A 17,787-nucleotide genomic window follows, 5' to 3' on the forward strand; every position below is an offset into this window, starting at 1 on the left:
GATGGCGCGCCTCCACGCCGTGACGGGCCGCAGCGTGACGCCCCTGTCCGCGGGGTGGGAGCTGTGCGTGACCGAGCCGGGGATGGTGCCCAGCGGCGACTGGCTGCCCGCCCCAGTGCCGGGCACCGTCGCCCAGGCGCTGCGCGCTGCTGGGCTCTTTCGGCTGGGCGATCCGCTCCCCCTGCACGACCGTGACGTCTGGTACCGGTTGCGGCTGACCGGTGAGGGGGCCTGCACGCTGCGCTTCCACGGCCTTGCCACCGTCGCGGAGGTCTGGCTGGACGGAAAGCGCATCCTGTCCAGCGACAGCATGTTCCAGAGCCACGACGTTCCGGTGACGCTGCGCGGGACGCACGCGCTGCGCCTCGTCTTCCGCGCCCTGAACCCGGTGCTGAAGGCGCGAAAGGGGCGCGGGCGCTGGCCGGTCCGGCTGGCCGAGCCGGCAGGACTGCGCGCGGTGCGGACGACGCTGCTGGGGCACATGCCCGGCTGGTGCCCGCCCGTGCCGGCGGTCGGCCCATGGCGCCCGGTGGAGCTGATCACAGAGGATGGACCGTTGCGCGTCCGCTCGGCGGATCTGCGGGCCACGCTGGAGGGGCGGGACGGGCGCCTGTCCCTGACGATGGCGGCGGATTGGGGCGGCTCCGCTCGGCCGCCGGGCTGGCTGGAGGTGGGGGAGGCGCGCGCTCCGCTCCGCTGGACCGGGCCGGAGGAGCTGAGCGGTGAACTCCGTCTGCCGGAGATCGAGCCCTGGTGGCCGCACAGCCACGGCAAGCCGGCGCTCCACACCGTGCGCGCGGCGATCGGCGACGAGAGCATCGAATTGGGCCGCACCGGCTTCCGCCGCATCGAGCGCGAGCCCGGCGACGGCTTCGCCCTGCGCGTCAACGGCGAGCGGGTCTTCTGCCGCGGCGCCTGCTGGAGCAGCCCCGACATCGTGGGCCTGCCGGGGACGCGGGACGCCTACACCCCCTGGCTGGAAACGGCGCGGCAAGCCGGCATGACCATGCTGCGGGTGCCGGGCATCGCCGTATACGAGGCCGACGCCTTCTTCGACCTGTGCGATGAGATGGGGGTTCTCGTCTGGCAGGACTTCATGTTCGCCAACTTCGACTATCCGGCCGACGAGCCGTTCCTCGACGGTGCCCGACGGGAAGCGGCGCAATTGCTCGACCGGGTGCAGGCCTCGCCGTCGCTGGCCGTGCTGTGCGGCGGCAGCGAGGCGGAGCAGCAGGCGGCCATGCTCGGCCTGCCGCGCGAGCGTTGGAGCCAGCCGGTGTTCGACACCGTCCTGCGGGACGAGGCGGAACGGTGGCGGCCCGACGTGCCCTACGTGACCAACTCCCCAACCGGCGGGCCGCTGCCCTTCGCCGCCGACGCCGGCGTGACCCACTATTACGGCGTCGGGGCCTATCTCCGCCCGCTGGAGGACGCGCGCCGGGCGAATGTCCGTTTCGCCTCCGAATGCCTCGCCTTCGCCAACATGCCGGCGGCCGGGGCGCTGCCCGGCGTGCCGGCGGTCCACGACCCGCGCTGGAAGACGCGCGTGCCGCGCGACCCTGGCGCTCCGTGGGATTTCGAGGATGTGCGGGACCATTACCTGCGGACGCTGCACGGCGTCGATCCCATGCTTCTGCGTTACGAGGACCCTGACCGCTACGCGCGGCTGTCGCGCGCCGTGACGGGTGAGGTGATGGAGGCCGTCTTCGCGGAATGGCGTCGGGTCGGCTCTCCTTGCGCGGGCGGGCTGATCTGGATGTTCCAGGACGTCTGGCCGGGGGCCGGCTGGGGCGTGGTCGATTCCGCGGGTGTGCCGAAGGCGGCGTGGCACGCCTTGCGCCGCGCCTTTCGGCCCGTGCAGGTCCTGCTGACCGACGAGGGGGTGAACGGGCTGTCGATCCATCTGCTGAACGAGACGGCGGAGCCGGTGGAGGCGGAGCTGATCCTGACCGCCCTGCGGCGGGGCGGGGTCCCGGTGGTGCGGGCCGAGCGGGCGGTCACCCTGCCACCGCGCAGCGCACAGGCGGTTCCGGCGGCGTCTCTGCCCGATCGCTTTGTCGACCTGACCGGCGCCTATCGCTTCGGTCCGCCGGTGCACGACGCCGTGGTGGCGGCGCTGTCCGACCCGCGGTCCGGCGCGCTGCTGGCGGATGCCTTCCATTTTGCCCGGGGCGGCCTGATGGAGCGCGCTGAGCTGGGCCTCGGCGCCCGCGTGGAGCGAACGGACGAGGGCTGGGCGCTGATCCTGTCGAGCCGGCGCCTCGCTCGTTCCGTTCACATCGAGGATGACGGGTTCCGGGGGGAGGAAGAGTGGTTCCATCTGCCGCCGGGAGCCGAGCGTCGGTTGCGGTTGATCCAACGCCATCCCGGCGCCGCGGTGCCCGATGGCGAGGTCCATGCGTTGAACGGTTTGGACCCGACGCGCTACCGGTGGACCGCATGACGCCCGATAGGCTCACATCCGACGCTGCCGCACCCGTTCTGTTCGAGGGCTGTTTCGGCTGGCTGCACCCAGCTGACGGGCGGCGCGGCGTCGTGCTGTGCGCGCCCTATGGCGGGGAGGCGCTGGCCACCCATCGGCCATGGCGCGGCTTTGCGCAGGCTCTGGCCGCGGCGGGGCTGCCGGTTCTGCGCTTCGATTATCCCGGCACCGGAAACAGCACCGGTGACGAGGACGATCCGGCCCGGCTGGAGGCGTGGCTCGACGGCATCCGCGTCGCCGCCGCCCACCTGCGCGCCGTCGCGGGGGTGGAGGAGGTGGCCCTGGTGGGGTTGCGGCTTGGCGGGCTGCTCGCCGCGGTGGCGGCGCGCCGGGCGGCGGCGGACGCCTTGGTCCTGCTCTCTCCCTTCCCTTCGGGCCGCGCCTTCCTGCAGGAATTGCGGGCGGTGGCGCTGCTTGCCGATCGGCCGGCGGGCGCCCCGCCGGCGGTGGGGCCGGAGGGGATCGACAGCGCCGGCTTCCGCCTGACCCTGGAGACGGCGGAGGCGTTGCGTGGGCTCGACCTCGCGCGGCTGACCGAGGCCCCGGCGCCGCGCGTGCTGATCCTCGACCGACCGGAGGGCCGCGCCGCCGCCGTGGCGGAGCGGTTCCGCGCGCTTGGCGCCGCCGTGGAGGAGGCGCCCTTCCCGGATCACGCGCGGCTGATGACCAGCGTCCAGCACGCCGCTTCGGACTGTTCGGCCTTCGCGCGGGCGGCGGCTTGGCTGTCGTCGGATCCGCCGCCCGCCGGAACGGCCTCCACCGCGCAACCGACCGAACGCCGTTTGCGCCTTGCCGGCGCGGTGGAGCGCCCGCTCCGCTTCGGTGCCGGCGCTGGTCTGTTCGGCATCCTCTGCGAACCCGACACCGCGACCGCCGCCGAGCGGCCCGCCGTGCTTCTGCTGAACAGCGGCGCCACGCCGCACAGCGGTACCGGGCGCATGTCGGTGCGGCTGGCCCGCCGGCTGGCGGCGCGGGGGATCGCGTCGCTGCGGATGGACCTGGGCGGGCTGGGGGACAGCGCGTCGAAACCGGGGCGCCGCGACGGGCTGATCTATTGCCGCGACATGGTGGAGGACGCGCAGGCCGGGTTGGACGCGCTGGCGGCGGTGGGGCATGATGGCACCGCCGTGGCCGTGGGGCTGTGCGCCGGAGCGGCGGTGGCGCTGCACGTCGCGCTGGCCGACCCGCGGATCGTCGGGCTGGCGCTGGTCAATCCGGGCCGCTTCGTTCTGGGAGACGGGGTGACGCAGGAGGAGGCCATCGGCAGCGCGGTGAAGCCGGCCGCTGCCTATCTTCCCCGGCTGACCGAGGCGGCGGTGTGGCGGGCCATCCTGTGCCAGGATCGCAAGGCATCGCGCGTCGCCCGTGGCCTGTCGGAGCGCGCGGCCCGCCGCCTGCGCATCGGGGCCGGGCGGTTGCGCGCCGGGCTGACGGGGCGTGGCTACGCCCGCGACGATGTGCTTCACGCCTTCCAGGAGCTGACCGACCGCGGAGTCCGCACGCTGATGGTGCACAGCGCGGGCGACGTGACGCTGGGCGAGTTGGAAGCCCAGGCCGGGACGGACGGCGGACGGCTGCGCCGGATGGGCGGGCTGTGGATGGAGCGCCTCGCCGGGGCCGACCACAGCCTGATGGAGCGTGCCGCGCGTGAGCGCTTCGCCGACCTGCTGGATGAACTGCTGGACCGCCTGGGCACGGGCGCGACGGGCAGCATGCGCGGGAAGGGCCCCGGCCCACCGGAAGGGACCGGGGCTCTCCGCGTCAATCACGCGACGGGAAATAGCCCAGCATGAAGATGAAGAAGAACAGCGACTGGTAGGGTTGCAGGTTGTTGATGGCGACCGGACTGGAGACGACGCCGCCACCCGGGCTCACCGCCACGGTGGCGCCCGTGGGACCGCCGCTGACCGTGCCTTGCGTGGAGAGCGCGCCCGACAGCGAGCTTCCGGTGGGCGGCGTCGGCAGGCTCGAAGCCGGGATGTAAGGGCCGTCGAGGACAACGTCGTAGCTGGGGTCGATGAACTGTCCACCCAGCACCGCGGGAATGGCGGACGGGATGTTGGTGGTGCCGACGGCGGGGTTCAGCGGGACGGTGACCGTCGCGTTGAACGGCACGGTGCCGCCCGCGCTGCCGCCCTGGAAGGCGGCGCCGTGGGTGTGCGCCGGCAGATTGGTGCCGATGATCGTCGTGAACTGCGTGCCGCCCGCATTGCCGGTGTTGATCGTGCTGCTGGTGTAGGGGCTGGTCCCCGGCCCCACCATCACGCGGCCGCGCAGGTCCGGCAGGTTGAACGTCGCATTGTTCGGCCCGCTGCCGAAGGCCCCGGCCGTGATCGCCCACAGGGCTTGGAACTGGGCCGAGTTGACCGCTTGTCCCAGGCATTGCTGTGTGTTCACGGGGGCGAAGTTGCCGGCGAATGGAAAGACGGACCCTATATAGAAATCCATGGCGAAATCTCCGGTGGTATCGATGCGCTGGGACGGACGGTGCGCGGTGCCGTGCGATGGCGTTGGACGGCCGGGGCTCAGTTCAGGATCAGCTCGAAGCAGCCCCGCTCGGGATCGCGCGGAATGACCCGCACGATGTAGAAGGGGCCCAGCGGTCCCATCGTCGGATGGTCGATCTGGAAATAGCCGTTCCACAGCTGGCTGGGGCCGTAGGTTTCGAACAGAGCCGAAAAGGACGTGCGTTTCGCCCAGCGCGGCGTGCATTCCGGACGCGGCGTCAGTTTCGTCAGCTCGACGTCCATGATCACGGACCCGTCCTCCGGGGCCACGAAACGGAACGTCTGGCCGAGGTGCGGGGCGAACATCTCGTGGGAGATGGTTGCGATGTCGATGGTCATCTCAAAGGTCCGGGCTCAAGTTCTGAAAGTGCGGCTGGCGTTCCGGGCATGCAAAGCCAACGCGCCGCATCCGTCCATCCGGTGTTCAACGATCAGGGGAGTTCCCCCGGATCAGTCGCGCATCGGGAAGATGCCGCTGGTGACGATCAGCATGGTCAGCGCCAGATAGGGCTGCATGTTGTTCACCGGAGTCGGGTTGGTGACGCCGCCGCCCGCCGAAATGCTGACCGTGCCCGTCAGTCCGCCCAGCGTGACGGTTCCGGAGGCCGAACCGACCAGAGCCGAACCGCTCGGCGCGGTGCCGGAACTGTAGGGGCCGTCCATGGTGACGCCAACGCCGCCGGGATCGCCGAGCTGGAACGCGCCGAGATAGTTGTTGCCGCCCACCGGGGTGCTGCTGGCGCCGACGACGGTGCTCACCGGGATGGCCGCGGCGGCGGTGACGGTCGCGCTGGTGCTGCTGCCGGACGGCGTGAAGGTCGCGGCGTGCGTGTGCGCCGGGAGATTCTGCAGGGTGATCGCGTTGTTCGCGACGCCGCCGAAGTTCCCCGGATTGAGCGTCAGGTTGTTGAGGTAGGGGCTGGTGCCCGAACCGATCATCACACGGCCGCGCAGGTCCGGCAGGTTGAAATTGGTCGTGCCGTTGCCGCCGTACATCGCGCCGGTGACCGCGAACAGGGCTTGGTTCTGGCCCACCTGCATCTGCTGCCCCAGACACTGGGCGGTGTATTGGGGGGCGTAGGCGCCGGTGAACGGGAAAATCAGGCCGAGGTAGACTTCCATGGCGAAACCTCCTGTGTATGAAACCGGTTGCGGCGGCCTGTGGCCAGCGTCCCTCTAAGGACGTGCCACGCCGCCGAATGTGATAGAAAGCATACCGACATATTCTCCTGAACGGCTAGAGCCTGAGCAATAGACGATACAAAAAGTTACTTTTTTTGATTGTTATCTTTGCATTGCGACCCTGTGGTTGCATATTCATGTATGTGTTTGGCTGCAGCCGGATCGCCGCCGATGCGTCCGCTCGGTCGTCCGCGGTTATGGCTGCCCCGCACCGGACCGGCGCAGAAGCGGACGACTCGAACGGCACCCTCCGCCGTGATGGTCCGCAGCGGCGATTCTTGCGTCGTGCCCGCATCTTCGGCTATTCAAGGCGCACGCTTGTGCTACCGGAGGGAGTGTGGCCGATGGCCGTTCTGAATGGGTCGCTGCCGCTGCTCGGCGGGTTGACGGTGCGGTTTCCCCGCCCTTCGGACGACGACTTCCTGATGGGCCTCTTCATGGACGCGCGCCCCTGGCTGGCCAAGGCGCATCATGACCGCGACTTCATCCGGACGCTCTACGAACAGCAGTACGGCGCGCGGCGGATGGGGCAGGAAAGCCGTTATCCGGAGCATCTGGATTTCGTCGTCGAGAAGACGGGGCAGCCGGTGGGGCGGATCGTCATGGATCTGGGGCGCTACGACTGGCGGGTGTCGGAGGTGGAGATCCATCGTCTGGCCCGCGGCAAGGGCATCGGCACCGATCTGCTGCGCAGCTTCCAGGGGACCGCGGCGCAAATGCGCATTCCAATCACCTTGTCGGTGGCCGAGGTCGACACGCGCGTTCATTGGTTCTATCACCGGTTGGGCTTCGATCTTCTGGCGAAAACATCGCCGTCCCTTGAGCTGATCTGGCTGCCGCCCGGTCATCCGGGGATTCAGCACTTGCCGCCGCAGATCCTGCCGGCCCAGATGCAGCAGGGCGGCGCGTCCTGACGCTGGTCTCTTGGTGACGCGGTCGGGCGGTCCGCTTCATCTGTGGCGAGTACTGGGACGGTCGTGGCGTTCCGGACCTGTGACATCGGTGCGCGGTGTTTTGCACGCAAATGTTTGACTTCGCCACACCGTTCGCTCTCCAGGAGCGAAATCGCTGCGTGAAAAGCATACCAATATATGCGCTCATTTCAGGAATGAAATAAAGCGCACAGCACAGAAACAAATGCGTCAAATTATGACGCGCTGTTCTCCTTGATGATGCGAATCGGCGCAAAACAGGCGTCTCTTTTGCTGTCTTTATAGACGCATGCGCTGTCAACCACTGCGAAAAGGTGGTATTCTCCCGCAAGCTATTCACTTTTTGGTGACCGCTTTGGACGTAGGGTCGGGCGGTGTCGCGTATGGCGGGAGACGGATGATGGCGCGCAAGCGTGGTTCGAACGGCAACGGTGTGACTGGGCGGTCCGGCAAGACGCACAAGCCGTCCTCATCGATGTTCGCGATGGCTCTCGAACCACGCTTCATGTTCGACGCGGCAGGCGCCGTCACGGTTGCCGAGGTCCATCACCAACCCGATCAGCCCGCGCCGGGCGACAAGGGCGCCAGCAAAGCCACCGATACCGACAAGCTCGTCGATTGGGTCATTAAGGAGTCGACCGTTCCCGCCGCGTCGTCGTCCCCAGCCGCCTCCACTCCATCACCCACCGAACCTGCGGCGGTGACGGCGCGGCTCGCCGGGCTCCAGGGAGTGGCCCGGTCGGTGGTGTTCGTCGACACCAGCGTGTCCGATTACCAGACGCTGCTCAAGGACATCGCGCCCGACGCCAAGGTCGTCCTGCTCGACTCCCAGCAGGAGGCGCTCGGCCAGATGGCGAAGGCACTGTCCGGGATGTCCGGCCTGGATTCCGTCCAGATCGTCAGCCACGGCAACGAAGGCCATCTCTACATCGCCGGCCGTGCCTATTGGGCGGACGGGCTGGCGAATCGCGCGCAGGATCTCCAGGCGATCGGCACCGCGCTGAAGCCCGGCGGCGACATTCTTTTCTACGCCTGCAACGTCGGCGCCGGACAGGCGGGGCAGGAGTTCGTTCAGACGATCCATCGGCTCACCGGAGCCGACGTGGCGGTGTCCAGTGACGAGACCGGCAACGCCGCCGGGCAGAACTGGACGCTGGAGGTGCGGAGCGGGGCCATCGAGGCGGCGATTCCCTTCGCTCGCGCGTCCATGGAGACCTTCAGCGGCCGGTTGGGAACCGTCGTCGTCACCTCGGCGACCGGGACAGCGGCCGGATCGCTGAACGATGCAATCAAGAATGCGACCCAAGCGACCATTATCGAGTTCAGCCCGACGCTGGCGTCCGGCACGGTTTCCCTGGGTGTCACGACGGCCCTTCTGTCGGCGGCGGCTCAGGACTTGACGATCAATGGCGACGTGAATGGCGACGGTATTGCCGATATCACGATCTCTGGTGACGGAGATGCCAGCAACACGACCACGACGGCGGACTACCGGGGCATCGCCTTCAACGCAGCAAGCAAGACGCTGACGATCAAAAATTTGATTTTCGAACGTTTTTACACGTTAAGCGCCGCTCAAGGCGTTCTGACGCTGCAGAACGGGTCGCTTGAAGTGGATGGTGTGACCTTCAGGAACAATTTGAGCAACGTCATCGCTACATTGAATACAGCGACATCCTTGACGATTAAAAATTCCGTTTTTCGTGAAAACACGAGCGCCGTGGCTGGCACGGCAGCTTTTTCGGTCATCAAATCGCAGGTGGCAGGAACGTTCACTGTTGAGAACAGTGTCTTTGTAGACAACAACTACGTCATGAACGCAGGCTCGAATTCGTCTGACTATCCGGGCGGCATCATCATGCATCAGAGCATTGTGTCGGCTTTTACAACAAATATTCGCAACGTCACCATTGCCAACAACAGCTATATAAACAACGATGCTGCGGCTGCGGGTATAAAGACGGCGGCGATCGGCCTCTTTTTCGACCCGAAAGTAACGGGCACATCCACGGCAAACGTTTATAACACGATCATTGCGGGAAATACGGGAAAGCTTGGCACCACAAACTTTTCTGATCCGAACGCCATCATTTACAACAGCGCCAAAATCACCCTGAATGCGGGCAACAATTATCAGAATGCCATCACCGGCACCGCAACGTTCGTCGACTCCAGCAACGCCACCGTCAGCCTGCGCGACTATCGTCCGGCATCGTCCGCGACAACCTTCATCAACACCGGCGACAGCAGCAACGCGAACCGCTACGGCGGGAGCTACGACATCCGCGGCATCGACCGCATCCGTGACGGTGCGCTCGACCTCGGTGCGTACGAGGTTCACTGGAACGCCGGAGCGCCGACCGTCGACCTGAACGGGGCGGGAGGTGGAAGCGACGAGTCCGTCAGCAGCGGGACTCCCAGTTCCGGCGTGCTTATAGCGCCCAGCGCCACCGTGGCGCAGACCGACAGCGACACCCGTCTGCTCGGCGCCACCGTTGCCTTGAGCGGCGTGGTCGATACCGGAAACGAAACGCTGACCCTCTCCACGGCGGATATCAGCACCGCCAAGATGTACGGCATTGCGGTGCTCGCCAACGACGGCGCCACGATCACCCTGAGCGGTGCGGCGTCCGTGGCGAACTATCAGGCGGTGATCCGTCTGATCCAGTACAAGAACACCGCCGGCAGCTTCACCGCGGGCGCCCGCACCGCCACGGTCACCGTCAACGACGGCGAAACGACCAGCACCGCGCGGACCAGCACCATCACCCTCGGCACCGTCGTCGACACCACGCCGCCGACCGTCTCCAGCATCGCGGTGTCCGGAACGCCAGCGGCCAACGCGTCCTCGGTCAGCTACACCGTGACTTTCAGCGAAGGCGTGTCCGGCGTGGACGCTGCCGATTTCACCCTGGCGACGACCGGCACGGCCTCCGGCACGATCGGCACCGTCACCCAGGTGTCGGCCAGCGTCTACACGGTTTCGATCACCGGTATCTCCGGTGCCGGCACGCTGGGGCTGAACCTGAAGGGCACCGGCACCGGCATCAAGGACACGGCGAACAACGACATCGCCGCGGGCTTCACCGGTAGCACCCACACGGTGGACCAGGTGGCGCCAACCTTCGACGTCGCTGCCGCCACATCCAGCATCACCAACACCGGCTTTACCCTGTCCGCCAGTCTCAACGAGGCGGGGACCATTTACTATGTCCTGGTTCCCCGCAATGCGACCGCCCCGACCGCCGCGGAAGTGGAAGCGGGCACGGCTTCCGGCGGCGGAACGGCGCTGAAGTCCGGCAGCCTGAGCGCTTCGTCGTCCCCGTTCGATGGCAGCGGATCGATCACCGGGCTGACCGCCGGTACCAACTACGACCTCTATGTCGTAGCGAAGGACAGCGCCGGGAATCTTATGAGTGCGCCAGTCAAGATCAATGTCTCAACGACGGGGGGATCTTCGAACGGCGCGCCGGTGAACAGCACGGTTCCGACGGTGTCGGGGACGGCGACGGTGGGCAACGCGCTGACCGGAGCGATCGGCACTTGGAGCGATCCGGACGGCGACCCGCTGGGCTACACCTACCAATGGTACCGGGCGGACGACAGCAACGGGACCAACGCCGCCTCGATCAGCGGGGCGACGAGCTCCAGCTACACGCTGACCACGTCGGACGCGCACAAATACCTGCGCGTGGCTGTGATCGCGAACGACGGCAACTCCAACACGACGACCGCCTACTCCGCCTACACGGCGATCCTGAACAGCGCACCGGTGAACAGCGCGGTGCCGAACGTGACGGGCACGGCGACGGTGGGCAATGCTCTGTCGACGACCAACGGCACCTGGAGCGATGCGGACGGCGACGGCCGGAGCTTCAGCTACCAATGGTACCGGGCCGACGACAGCAACGGGACCAACGCCGCCTCGATCAGCGGCGCGACGAGTTCGAACTACACGCTGACCACGTCGGACGCCCACAAGTACCTGCGCGTGGTGGTGACGGCCAATGACGGGAAGGGCGGCACGCAGACGGCGACCTCCGCCTACACGGCGATCCTGAACAGCGCGCCGGTGAACAGCGCGGTGCCGAACGTGACCGGCACGGCGACGGTGGGCAACGCGCTGTCGACGACCAACGGCACCTGGAGCGATGCGGACGGCGACGGCCGGAGCTTCAGCTACCAGTGGTACCGGGCCGACGACAGCAACGGGACCAACGCCGCCTCGATCAGCGGCGCGACGAGCTCCAGCTACACGCTGGCGGCGGGCGATCTGAACAAGTACCTGCGCGTGGTGGTGACGGCCAACGACGGGAAGGGCGGCACGCAGGCGGCCACGTCGGCTTACTCATCGCAAGTGGCGGCGGCGGGCAACGGCGCGCCGGTGAACAGCACGGTTCCGACGGTGTCGGGGACGGCGACGGTGGGCAATGCGCTGACCGGAGCGATCGGCACTTGGAGCGATCCGGACGGCGACCCGCTGGGCTACACCTACCAATGGTACCGGGCGGACGACAGCAACGGGACCAACGCCGCCTCGATCAGCGGGGCGACGAGCTCCAGCTACACGCTGACCACGTCGGACGCGCACAAATACCTGCGCGTGGCTGTGATCGCGAACGACGGCAACTCCAACACGACGACCGCCTACTCCGCCTACACGGCGATCCTGAACAGCGCACCGGTGAACAGCGCGGTGCCGAACGTGACGGGCACGGCGACGGTGGGCAATGCTCTGTCGACGACCAACGGCACCTGGAGCGATGCGGACGGCGACGGCCGGAGCTTCAGCTACCAATGGTACCGGGCCGACGACAGCAACGGGACCAACGCCGCCTCGATCAGCGGCGCGACGAGCTCCAGCTACACGCTGGCGGCGGGCGATCTGAACAAGTACCTGCGCGTGGTGGTGACGGCCAACGACGGGAAGGGCGGCACGCAGGCGGCCACGTCGGCTTACTCATCGCAAGTGGCGGCGGCGGGCAACGGCGCGCCGGTGAACAGCACGGTTCCGACGGTGTCGGGGACGGCGACGGTGGGCAACGCGCTGACCGGAGCGATCGGCACTTGGAGCGATCCGGACGGCGACCCGCTGGGCTACACCTACCAATGGTACCGGGCGGACGACAGCAACGGGACCAACGCCGCCTCGATCAGCGGGGCGACGAGCTCCAGCTACACGCTGACCACGTCGGACGCGCACAAATACCTGCGCGTGGCTGTGATCGCGAACGACGGCAACTCCAACACGACGACCGCCTACTCCGCCTACACGGCGATCCTGAACAGCGCACCGGTGAACAGCGCGGTGCCGAACGTGACGGGCACGGCGACGGTGGGCAATGCTCTGTCGACGACCAACGGCACCTGGAGCGATGCGGACGGCGACGGCCGGAGCTTCAGCTACCAATGGTACCGGGCCGACGACAGCAACGGGACCAACGCCGCCTCGATCAGCGGCGCGACGAGTTCGAACTACACGCTGACCACGTCGGACGCCCACAAGTACCTGCGCGTGGTGGTGACGGCCAATGACGGGAAGGGCGGCACGCAGACGGCGACCTCCGCCTACACGGCGATCCTGAACAGCGCGCCGGTGAACAGCGCGGTGCCGAACGTGACCGGCACGGCGACGGTGGGCAACGCGCTGTCGACGACCAACGGCACCTGGAGCGATGCGGACGGCGACGGCCGGAGCTTCAGCTACCAGTGGTACCGGGCCGACGACAGCAACGGGACCAACGCCGCCTCGATCAGCGGCGCGACGAGCTCCAGCTACACGCTGGCGGCGGGCGATCTGAACAAGTACCTGCGCGTGGTGGTGACGGCCAACGACGGGAAGGGCGGCACGCAGGCGGCCACGTCGGCTTACTCATCGCAAGTGGCGGCGGCGGGCAACGGCGCGCCGGTGAACAGCACGGTTCCGACGGTGTCGGGGACGGCGACGGTGGGCAATGCGCTGACCGGAGCGATCGGCACTTGGAGCGATCCGGACGGCGACCCGCTGGGCTACACCTACCAATGGTACCGGGCGGACGACAGCAACGGGACCAACGCCGCCTCGATCAGCGGGGCGACGAGCTCCAGCTACACGCTGACCACGTCGGACGCGCACAAATACCTGCGCGTGGCTGTGATCGCGAACGACGGCAACTCCAACACGACGACCGCCTACTCCGCCTACACGGCGATCCTGAACAGCGCACCGGTGAACAGCGCGGTGCCGAACGTGACGGGCACGGCGACGGTGGGCAACGCGCTGTCGACGACCAACGGCACCTGGAGCGATGCGGACGGCGACGGCCGGAGCTTCAGCTACCAATGGTACCGGGCCGACGACAGCAACGGGACCAACGCCGCCTCGATCAGCGGGGCGACGAGCTCCAGCTACACGCTGACCACGTCAGACGCTCACAAGTACCTGCGTGTCGTGGTGACGGCCAATGACGGGAAGGGCGGCACGCAGACGGCGACCTCCGCCTACACGGCAATCACCAACAGCGCGCCGGTGCTGAGCACGGACGCGCGCAGCCTGACCGCCATCGACGAGGACGCCACCAGCAACAACGGCGACACCGTGGCGGCTATCCTGGCCTCCGCCGGCACGGCCACCGATGTCGACGGCAACGCGCTGGGCATTGCGATCACCGCGATCGACAGCAGCAACGGCACATGGCAGTACAAGACCGGGGCCGGGACCTGGACCACCATCTCCGGGGTCTCGAGTGGGTCGGCCCTGTTGCTCGCCGGCACCGACCGTGTGCGCTTCGTCCCGAACGCCGATTACAACGGATCGGTCGTCAACGGCATCACCTTCAAGGCGTGGGATCAGACCTCCGGCACGGCTGGCACGACGGTCGGCAACGACACCACCGCGAACGGAGGGTTGGGCGCCGGCGGCCAGTTCAGCGCCGCCAGCGCGACGGCGGACATCGCCGTGACCGCAGTTAATGACGCTCCTGTGCTGACCGACACCGTCCTGACCCTTCCAAGCGTCGCCCAGGCGGCAGGCGCGCCGAATGGCGCCGTCGGCGTTGCCGTCTCGTCCCTGGTTGCGCTCGGCGGAAACGTGTCCGATGTGGACAGCGGCGCCGTCACCGGCATCGCGCTGGTCGGCATCGACGTCTCGGAAGGCGGGACCTGGTACTACAGCACCGACGGCGGCACCAGTTGGACCGCGGTCGGCACGGTGAACGACAGCGGAAGCGCGCTGCTGCTGCGCACCACGGACCGGCTCTACTACCGGCCGACGGGGGCCAACGCCGGCGTCCTCAGCGCCGCGATCACCTTCCGTGCCTGGGATCAGACCAGCGGTACCGCGGGGGCCAAGGTGGCGACCGCGGGCGGTGGAGGGATTTCCGCCTTCTCCGCGGCGACGGACACCGCCAGCCTCTCGATCACCCCGGCTGCCCTGGGGAGCGCCGTGACCCTCGCGCCCGCGTCGGACACGGGCAACAGCAACACGGACAACATCACCAAGGCGAGCAGCGTCACCTTCAACGGCAGCGGCGCCAACGCCAACGCCAACGCCAACACGACGGTGCGGCTCTACGCCAACGGCTCGCTCGTGGCGACGACCACGGCCGACGCGTCGGGCGCCTACAGCTTCGCCGGCGTCGATGTGTCCGGCCTCAGTGGTGCGGTCGATTTCACCGTCCGTCAGGTCATCGCCGGGATGGAGAGCGCCGACTCCGCCATCCGGACCGTCACCTTCGACCGCACGGCGCCGACGGTCGCGATCACCACGGTGACGGGCGACAATGTGCTGAACGCGGCGGAAAGCGCCGTGGCCCAGACAGTGGCCGGAACCACCACGGGTGTCGAGGACGGCCAGACGGTCACGGTGACCCTGAACGGCAAGACCTACAGCGCGACGGTGACCAACAACGCGTGGAGCCTGTCCATTCCCCCCGCCGATCTGCAGGGGCTGACGGACGGGGGCCATTATGCCATCACGGCCGACCTGACGGATGTGGCGGGCAACGCGGCGGTCCAGGCGACGCGCGGCGTCTCGGTCGACCGCACGCCGCCGACCCTCGCCATCGCCACGGTGGCGGGCGACAACGTGCTGAACGCCGCGGACAGCGCGGTGGGACAGACGGTGTCGGGCGTCACCAACGGTGTCGAGGACGGCCAGACGATCACGGTGACGCTGAACGGCAAGACCTACAGCACGACGGTGACCAACAACCGCTGGGGCCTGACGGTCCCCTCCACCGACCTGTTGGCGCTGACCGACGGCACCAGCTACACCGTCACCGCCAGCCTCACCGACGCGGCGGGCAACCCCACCCAGGCGACCCGAAACGTATCGGTGGACCGCACGCCGCCGTCGGTGGTCAGCGTCACGCCTCCCCCGGCGCGGACGTATCTGCCGGGCGAGACGGTCAGCTTCTTCGTGCAGCTCAGCGAAGCGTCCATCATCAACGGCGGCAATCCGGTTCTGGAACTGGCGGTTGGAAGCGAGATCCGGAACGCCGTCTACAACGCGGCCGGCAGCACCGGCACGCTGCTGCGGTTCGACTATGTCGTCCCGGTCGGCGACCGCGCGCCGCAGGGCATCGCGGTCCTGGGGCTGGCGCTGAACGGTTCGATCGTGACCGACGCGGCCCAGGGGCCGCTGGTGACGACCCTGAAGGGTGTCGGCGACACCAGCCAAGTGCGCATCGACACCCCGATCCCGGCGAAGCCGGTCGGGACGGCGCTGAGCGGCCTGTCCGACTCCGGCGTGTCGGCGACGGACCGGCTGACCAACGTGACGAGGCCGACGCTGTCCGGCACCGCGGAGGCGAACGCCACCGTGACCGTGCTGGTGGACGGCAAGGCGGTGGGGACCACTGTGGCTGATGAGAACGGCTTCTGGGTCCATCGCCTCCAGACGGCGCTGACCGACGGGACGCACAGCATCACGACCACGGCGACCAACCGGTTCGGCATCGTCAGCGATCCGTCCGACGCGTTGGCCGTGGTGATCGACACCGCGGTGCCGGTGGCGCCGGCACCCTTGGTGACCAGCGCCACCGTCGCCGGTGCGACGGGAGGCGAGCGGATCTCCGGGATCGCCACGCCGTCCCTTGCCGGGACGACGGAGGCCGGCAGCACGGTGAACGTTCTGGTCGACGGCAAGGTCGCCGGAACGGCGGTCGCCGACGCCAACGGCGCATGGACCTTCCAGTTCACGGCGGCGCTGGCCGACGGCACCCACAGCGTCCAGGTGCAGGCCACCGACAGGGCCGGCAACGTCAGCAGCCTGTCGGCGGTCACCACCCTGACCATCGACACCACGCCGCCGCTCGCCCCGACGGTGACGCTGAACACCACCGCCGGCAACACGCCGGTCGTGCAGGGCACCGCCGAGGCGAACAGTCTGGTCACCGTGACGGTCAACGGGCAGGCCGTCGGCACGGCGCGCGCCAGCGCGTCCGGCGCTTGGCAATTGGCCCTGGCCTCTGACCTGAGCGTCGGCAGCTATGTGATCGCGGCAAAGGCGAGCGATGCCGTGGGCAACACCGGCAACGCCGGCACGACCACCTACTCGGTGGCCCCGCCGCCCCCGCCGCCGGCCGTGGTGGCGGCGGCCTCCACAGGGAACACGACGACGGCGGCGTCCTCGTCCAACTCCGCGGTCGCAACGGCCGCCGGGACCGGGACCGCGCAGACGACCGGGCCGACGCTGGGCACAGCGCCGACCCTGCCCGGGTTGCAGACGAGCAGCGACGCGGGCCGTGTCATCACCAGCTCGTCGATCGGCAACGGGAGCGGTGCGGGCAACGGGAACAGCAGCACGGATGCCGGGCGCTCGATCACCATCGGCAACATAGGCAACTCGACCAGCAGCGACGCCGGGCGCTCGATCACGATCTCCGCCATGGGCGGTGCGCCGTCCGGCGGCGGCACGGCCAGCTCGTCGAGCGGGGTTCTGGGCGGCGGTACCGGTGGGTCCAGTGGCTCCGGGTTGAGCGGCGTCGTCAGCGGCGGCAGCGGCCTGGGCAGCGGCGGCCTTGGTGGGGGTGGTCTCGGCGGCGGCGTCGGCGGCGGTTCCGGCTTGGGTGGCTCCGCTTCGGGCGGAATCGGCGCCGGATTGGGTGCCACGGGCGCCGGAGCCGGTATTGGTGGCGGTCCAGGCGTTGGCCTCGGCGCCGGCGGACCAGCGATGGGCGGACCGGCGACGGGTGGGCCGGCCACCGGTGGACCGGCGACAGGCGCCGGAGCGGGCAATGGCGGCCTGAATGGTGGCGTCGGCGGCCCGGTCGGCGCGCCCGGCACGGCGTCCGGTGGCACGCCGGGCGGCAGCACGGCCCCAGGGGGCGCCGGCACCGCCGCCGGCGGGCTTGGTGGCGCACCGGGCAACCGGCCCGGCGGCGCGACGGGGCCCGGTTCGACGATCGAGAACGCGCCGACCAACCGACCGGCTGGCCAGGGGGGAGCGCAAGGTCGGCCCCAAGGGCAAGGACAGCCGCCGGCAGGCGACGCGCCGGCGGGTGGCGATCCGAGCAACGCTCCGGCCGCGCCGGACGGTTCGGGGCAGGCCCCCGGCCCGCGGGCCGACCTCGACGGGTCTTCGCCGGCCCGGCCGGCCTTCTCCCGCCAAGTGGCTCAAATCCATGGCGCCGCCGACGCCCAGACGGCGGCACTGCTCGCCGCACTCACCTCGCATGTCCCGCCGGGAAGTCGGGCGGCTTAG

At 68.8% G+C, this 17,787-nt stretch carries 7 protein-coding genes; 4 read left to right on the top strand and 3 right to left on the bottom strand.

Annotated elements, in window-relative coordinates:
• Nucleotide 1 precedes the first annotated feature (1 nt).
• Entirely contained in the window at nt 2-2,443 is a 2,442-nt protein-coding gene (locus H1Q64_RS27560; RefSeq protein ID WP_237907599.1) for a glycoside hydrolase family 2 protein, read from the top strand.
• Nucleotides 2,440-4,275 carry an alpha/beta hydrolase gene (locus H1Q64_RS27565; protein ID WP_237907600.1) on the top strand — a complete coding sequence of 612 codons (1,836 nt, stop codon included), beginning with the start codon at nt 2,440-2,442 and terminating at the stop codon, nt 4,273-4,275. The genes H1Q64_RS27560 and H1Q64_RS27565 overlap by 4 nt, the downstream gene beginning before the upstream one ends.
• On the opposite strand, the gene H1Q64_RS27570 is transcribed toward H1Q64_RS27565, so the two are convergent.
• The 3 genes from H1Q64_RS27570 to H1Q64_RS27580 form a co-directional block, all read right to left on the bottom strand.
• Nucleotides 4,244-4,930, bottom strand: a complete 687-nt coding sequence (locus H1Q64_RS27570) for a phage tail protein (protein ID WP_237907601.1) — start codon at nt 4,928-4,930, stop codon at nt 4,244-4,246. The genes H1Q64_RS27565 and H1Q64_RS27570 overlap by 32 nt on opposite strands.
• A gap of 77 nt (nt 4,931-5,007) precedes the next feature.
• The gene (locus H1Q64_RS27575; RefSeq protein WP_237907602.1) at nt 5,008-5,328 is read right to left on the bottom strand and encodes a DUF6916 family protein; all 321 of its coding nucleotides are present in this window, start codon (nt 5,326-5,328) and stop codon (nt 5,008-5,010) included.
• 111 nt (nt 5,329-5,439) lie between these two features.
• The gene (locus tag H1Q64_RS27580) at nt 5,440-6,111 is read right to left on the bottom strand and encodes a phage tail protein (protein WP_237907603.1); all 672 of its coding nucleotides are present in this window, start codon (nt 6,109-6,111) and stop codon (nt 5,440-5,442) included.
• A 404-nt stretch (nt 6,112-6,515) separates the two neighbouring features.
• Here H1Q64_RS27580 and H1Q64_RS27585 point away from each other — a divergent pair, with 404 nt between their 5' ends.
• Both H1Q64_RS27585 and H1Q64_RS27590 read left to right on the top strand, forming a co-directional pair.
• Nucleotides 6,516-7,085 (top strand): GNAT family N-acetyltransferase, encoded by a 570-nt coding sequence (locus H1Q64_RS27585; protein ID WP_014242284.1) that lies wholly within the window; start codon nt 6,516-6,518, stop codon nt 7,083-7,085.
• Between the two features lie 502 nt (nt 7,086-7,587).
• Entirely contained in the window at nt 7,588-17,787 is a 10,200-nt protein-coding gene (locus H1Q64_RS27590; RefSeq protein WP_237907604.1) for a DUF4347 domain-containing protein, read from the top strand.

Origin of the sequence: Azospirillum brasilense (assembly GCF_022023855.1) — a bacterium.
Taxonomy (GTDB): Bacteria; Pseudomonadota; Alphaproteobacteria; order Azospirillales; family Azospirillaceae; genus Azospirillum; species Azospirillum brasilense_F.

Coding starts and splice junctions, on each gene's coding strand:
- H1Q64_RS27560 (WP_237907599.1), top strand. CDS start 2: ATGGCGCGCCTCCACGCCGTGACGGGCCGCAGCGTGACGCCCCTGTCC.
- H1Q64_RS27565 (WP_237907600.1), top strand. CDS start 2,440: ATGACGCCCGATAGGCTCACATCCGACGCTGCCGCACCCGTTCTGTTC.
- H1Q64_RS27570 (WP_237907601.1), bottom strand. CDS start 4,930: ATGGATTTCTATATAGGGTCCGTCTTTCCATTCGCCGGCAACTTCGCC.
- H1Q64_RS27575 (WP_237907602.1), bottom strand. CDS start 5,328: ATGACCATCGACATCGCAACCATCTCCCACGAGATGTTCGCCCCGCAC.
- H1Q64_RS27580 (WP_237907603.1), bottom strand. CDS start 6,111: ATGGAAGTCTACCTCGGCCTGATTTTCCCGTTCACCGGCGCCTACGCC.
- H1Q64_RS27585 (WP_014242284.1), top strand. CDS start 6,516: ATGGCCGTTCTGAATGGGTCGCTGCCGCTGCTCGGCGGGTTGACGGTG.
- H1Q64_RS27590 (WP_237907604.1), top strand. CDS start 7,588: ATGGCTCTCGAACCACGCTTCATGTTCGACGCGGCAGGCGCCGTCACG.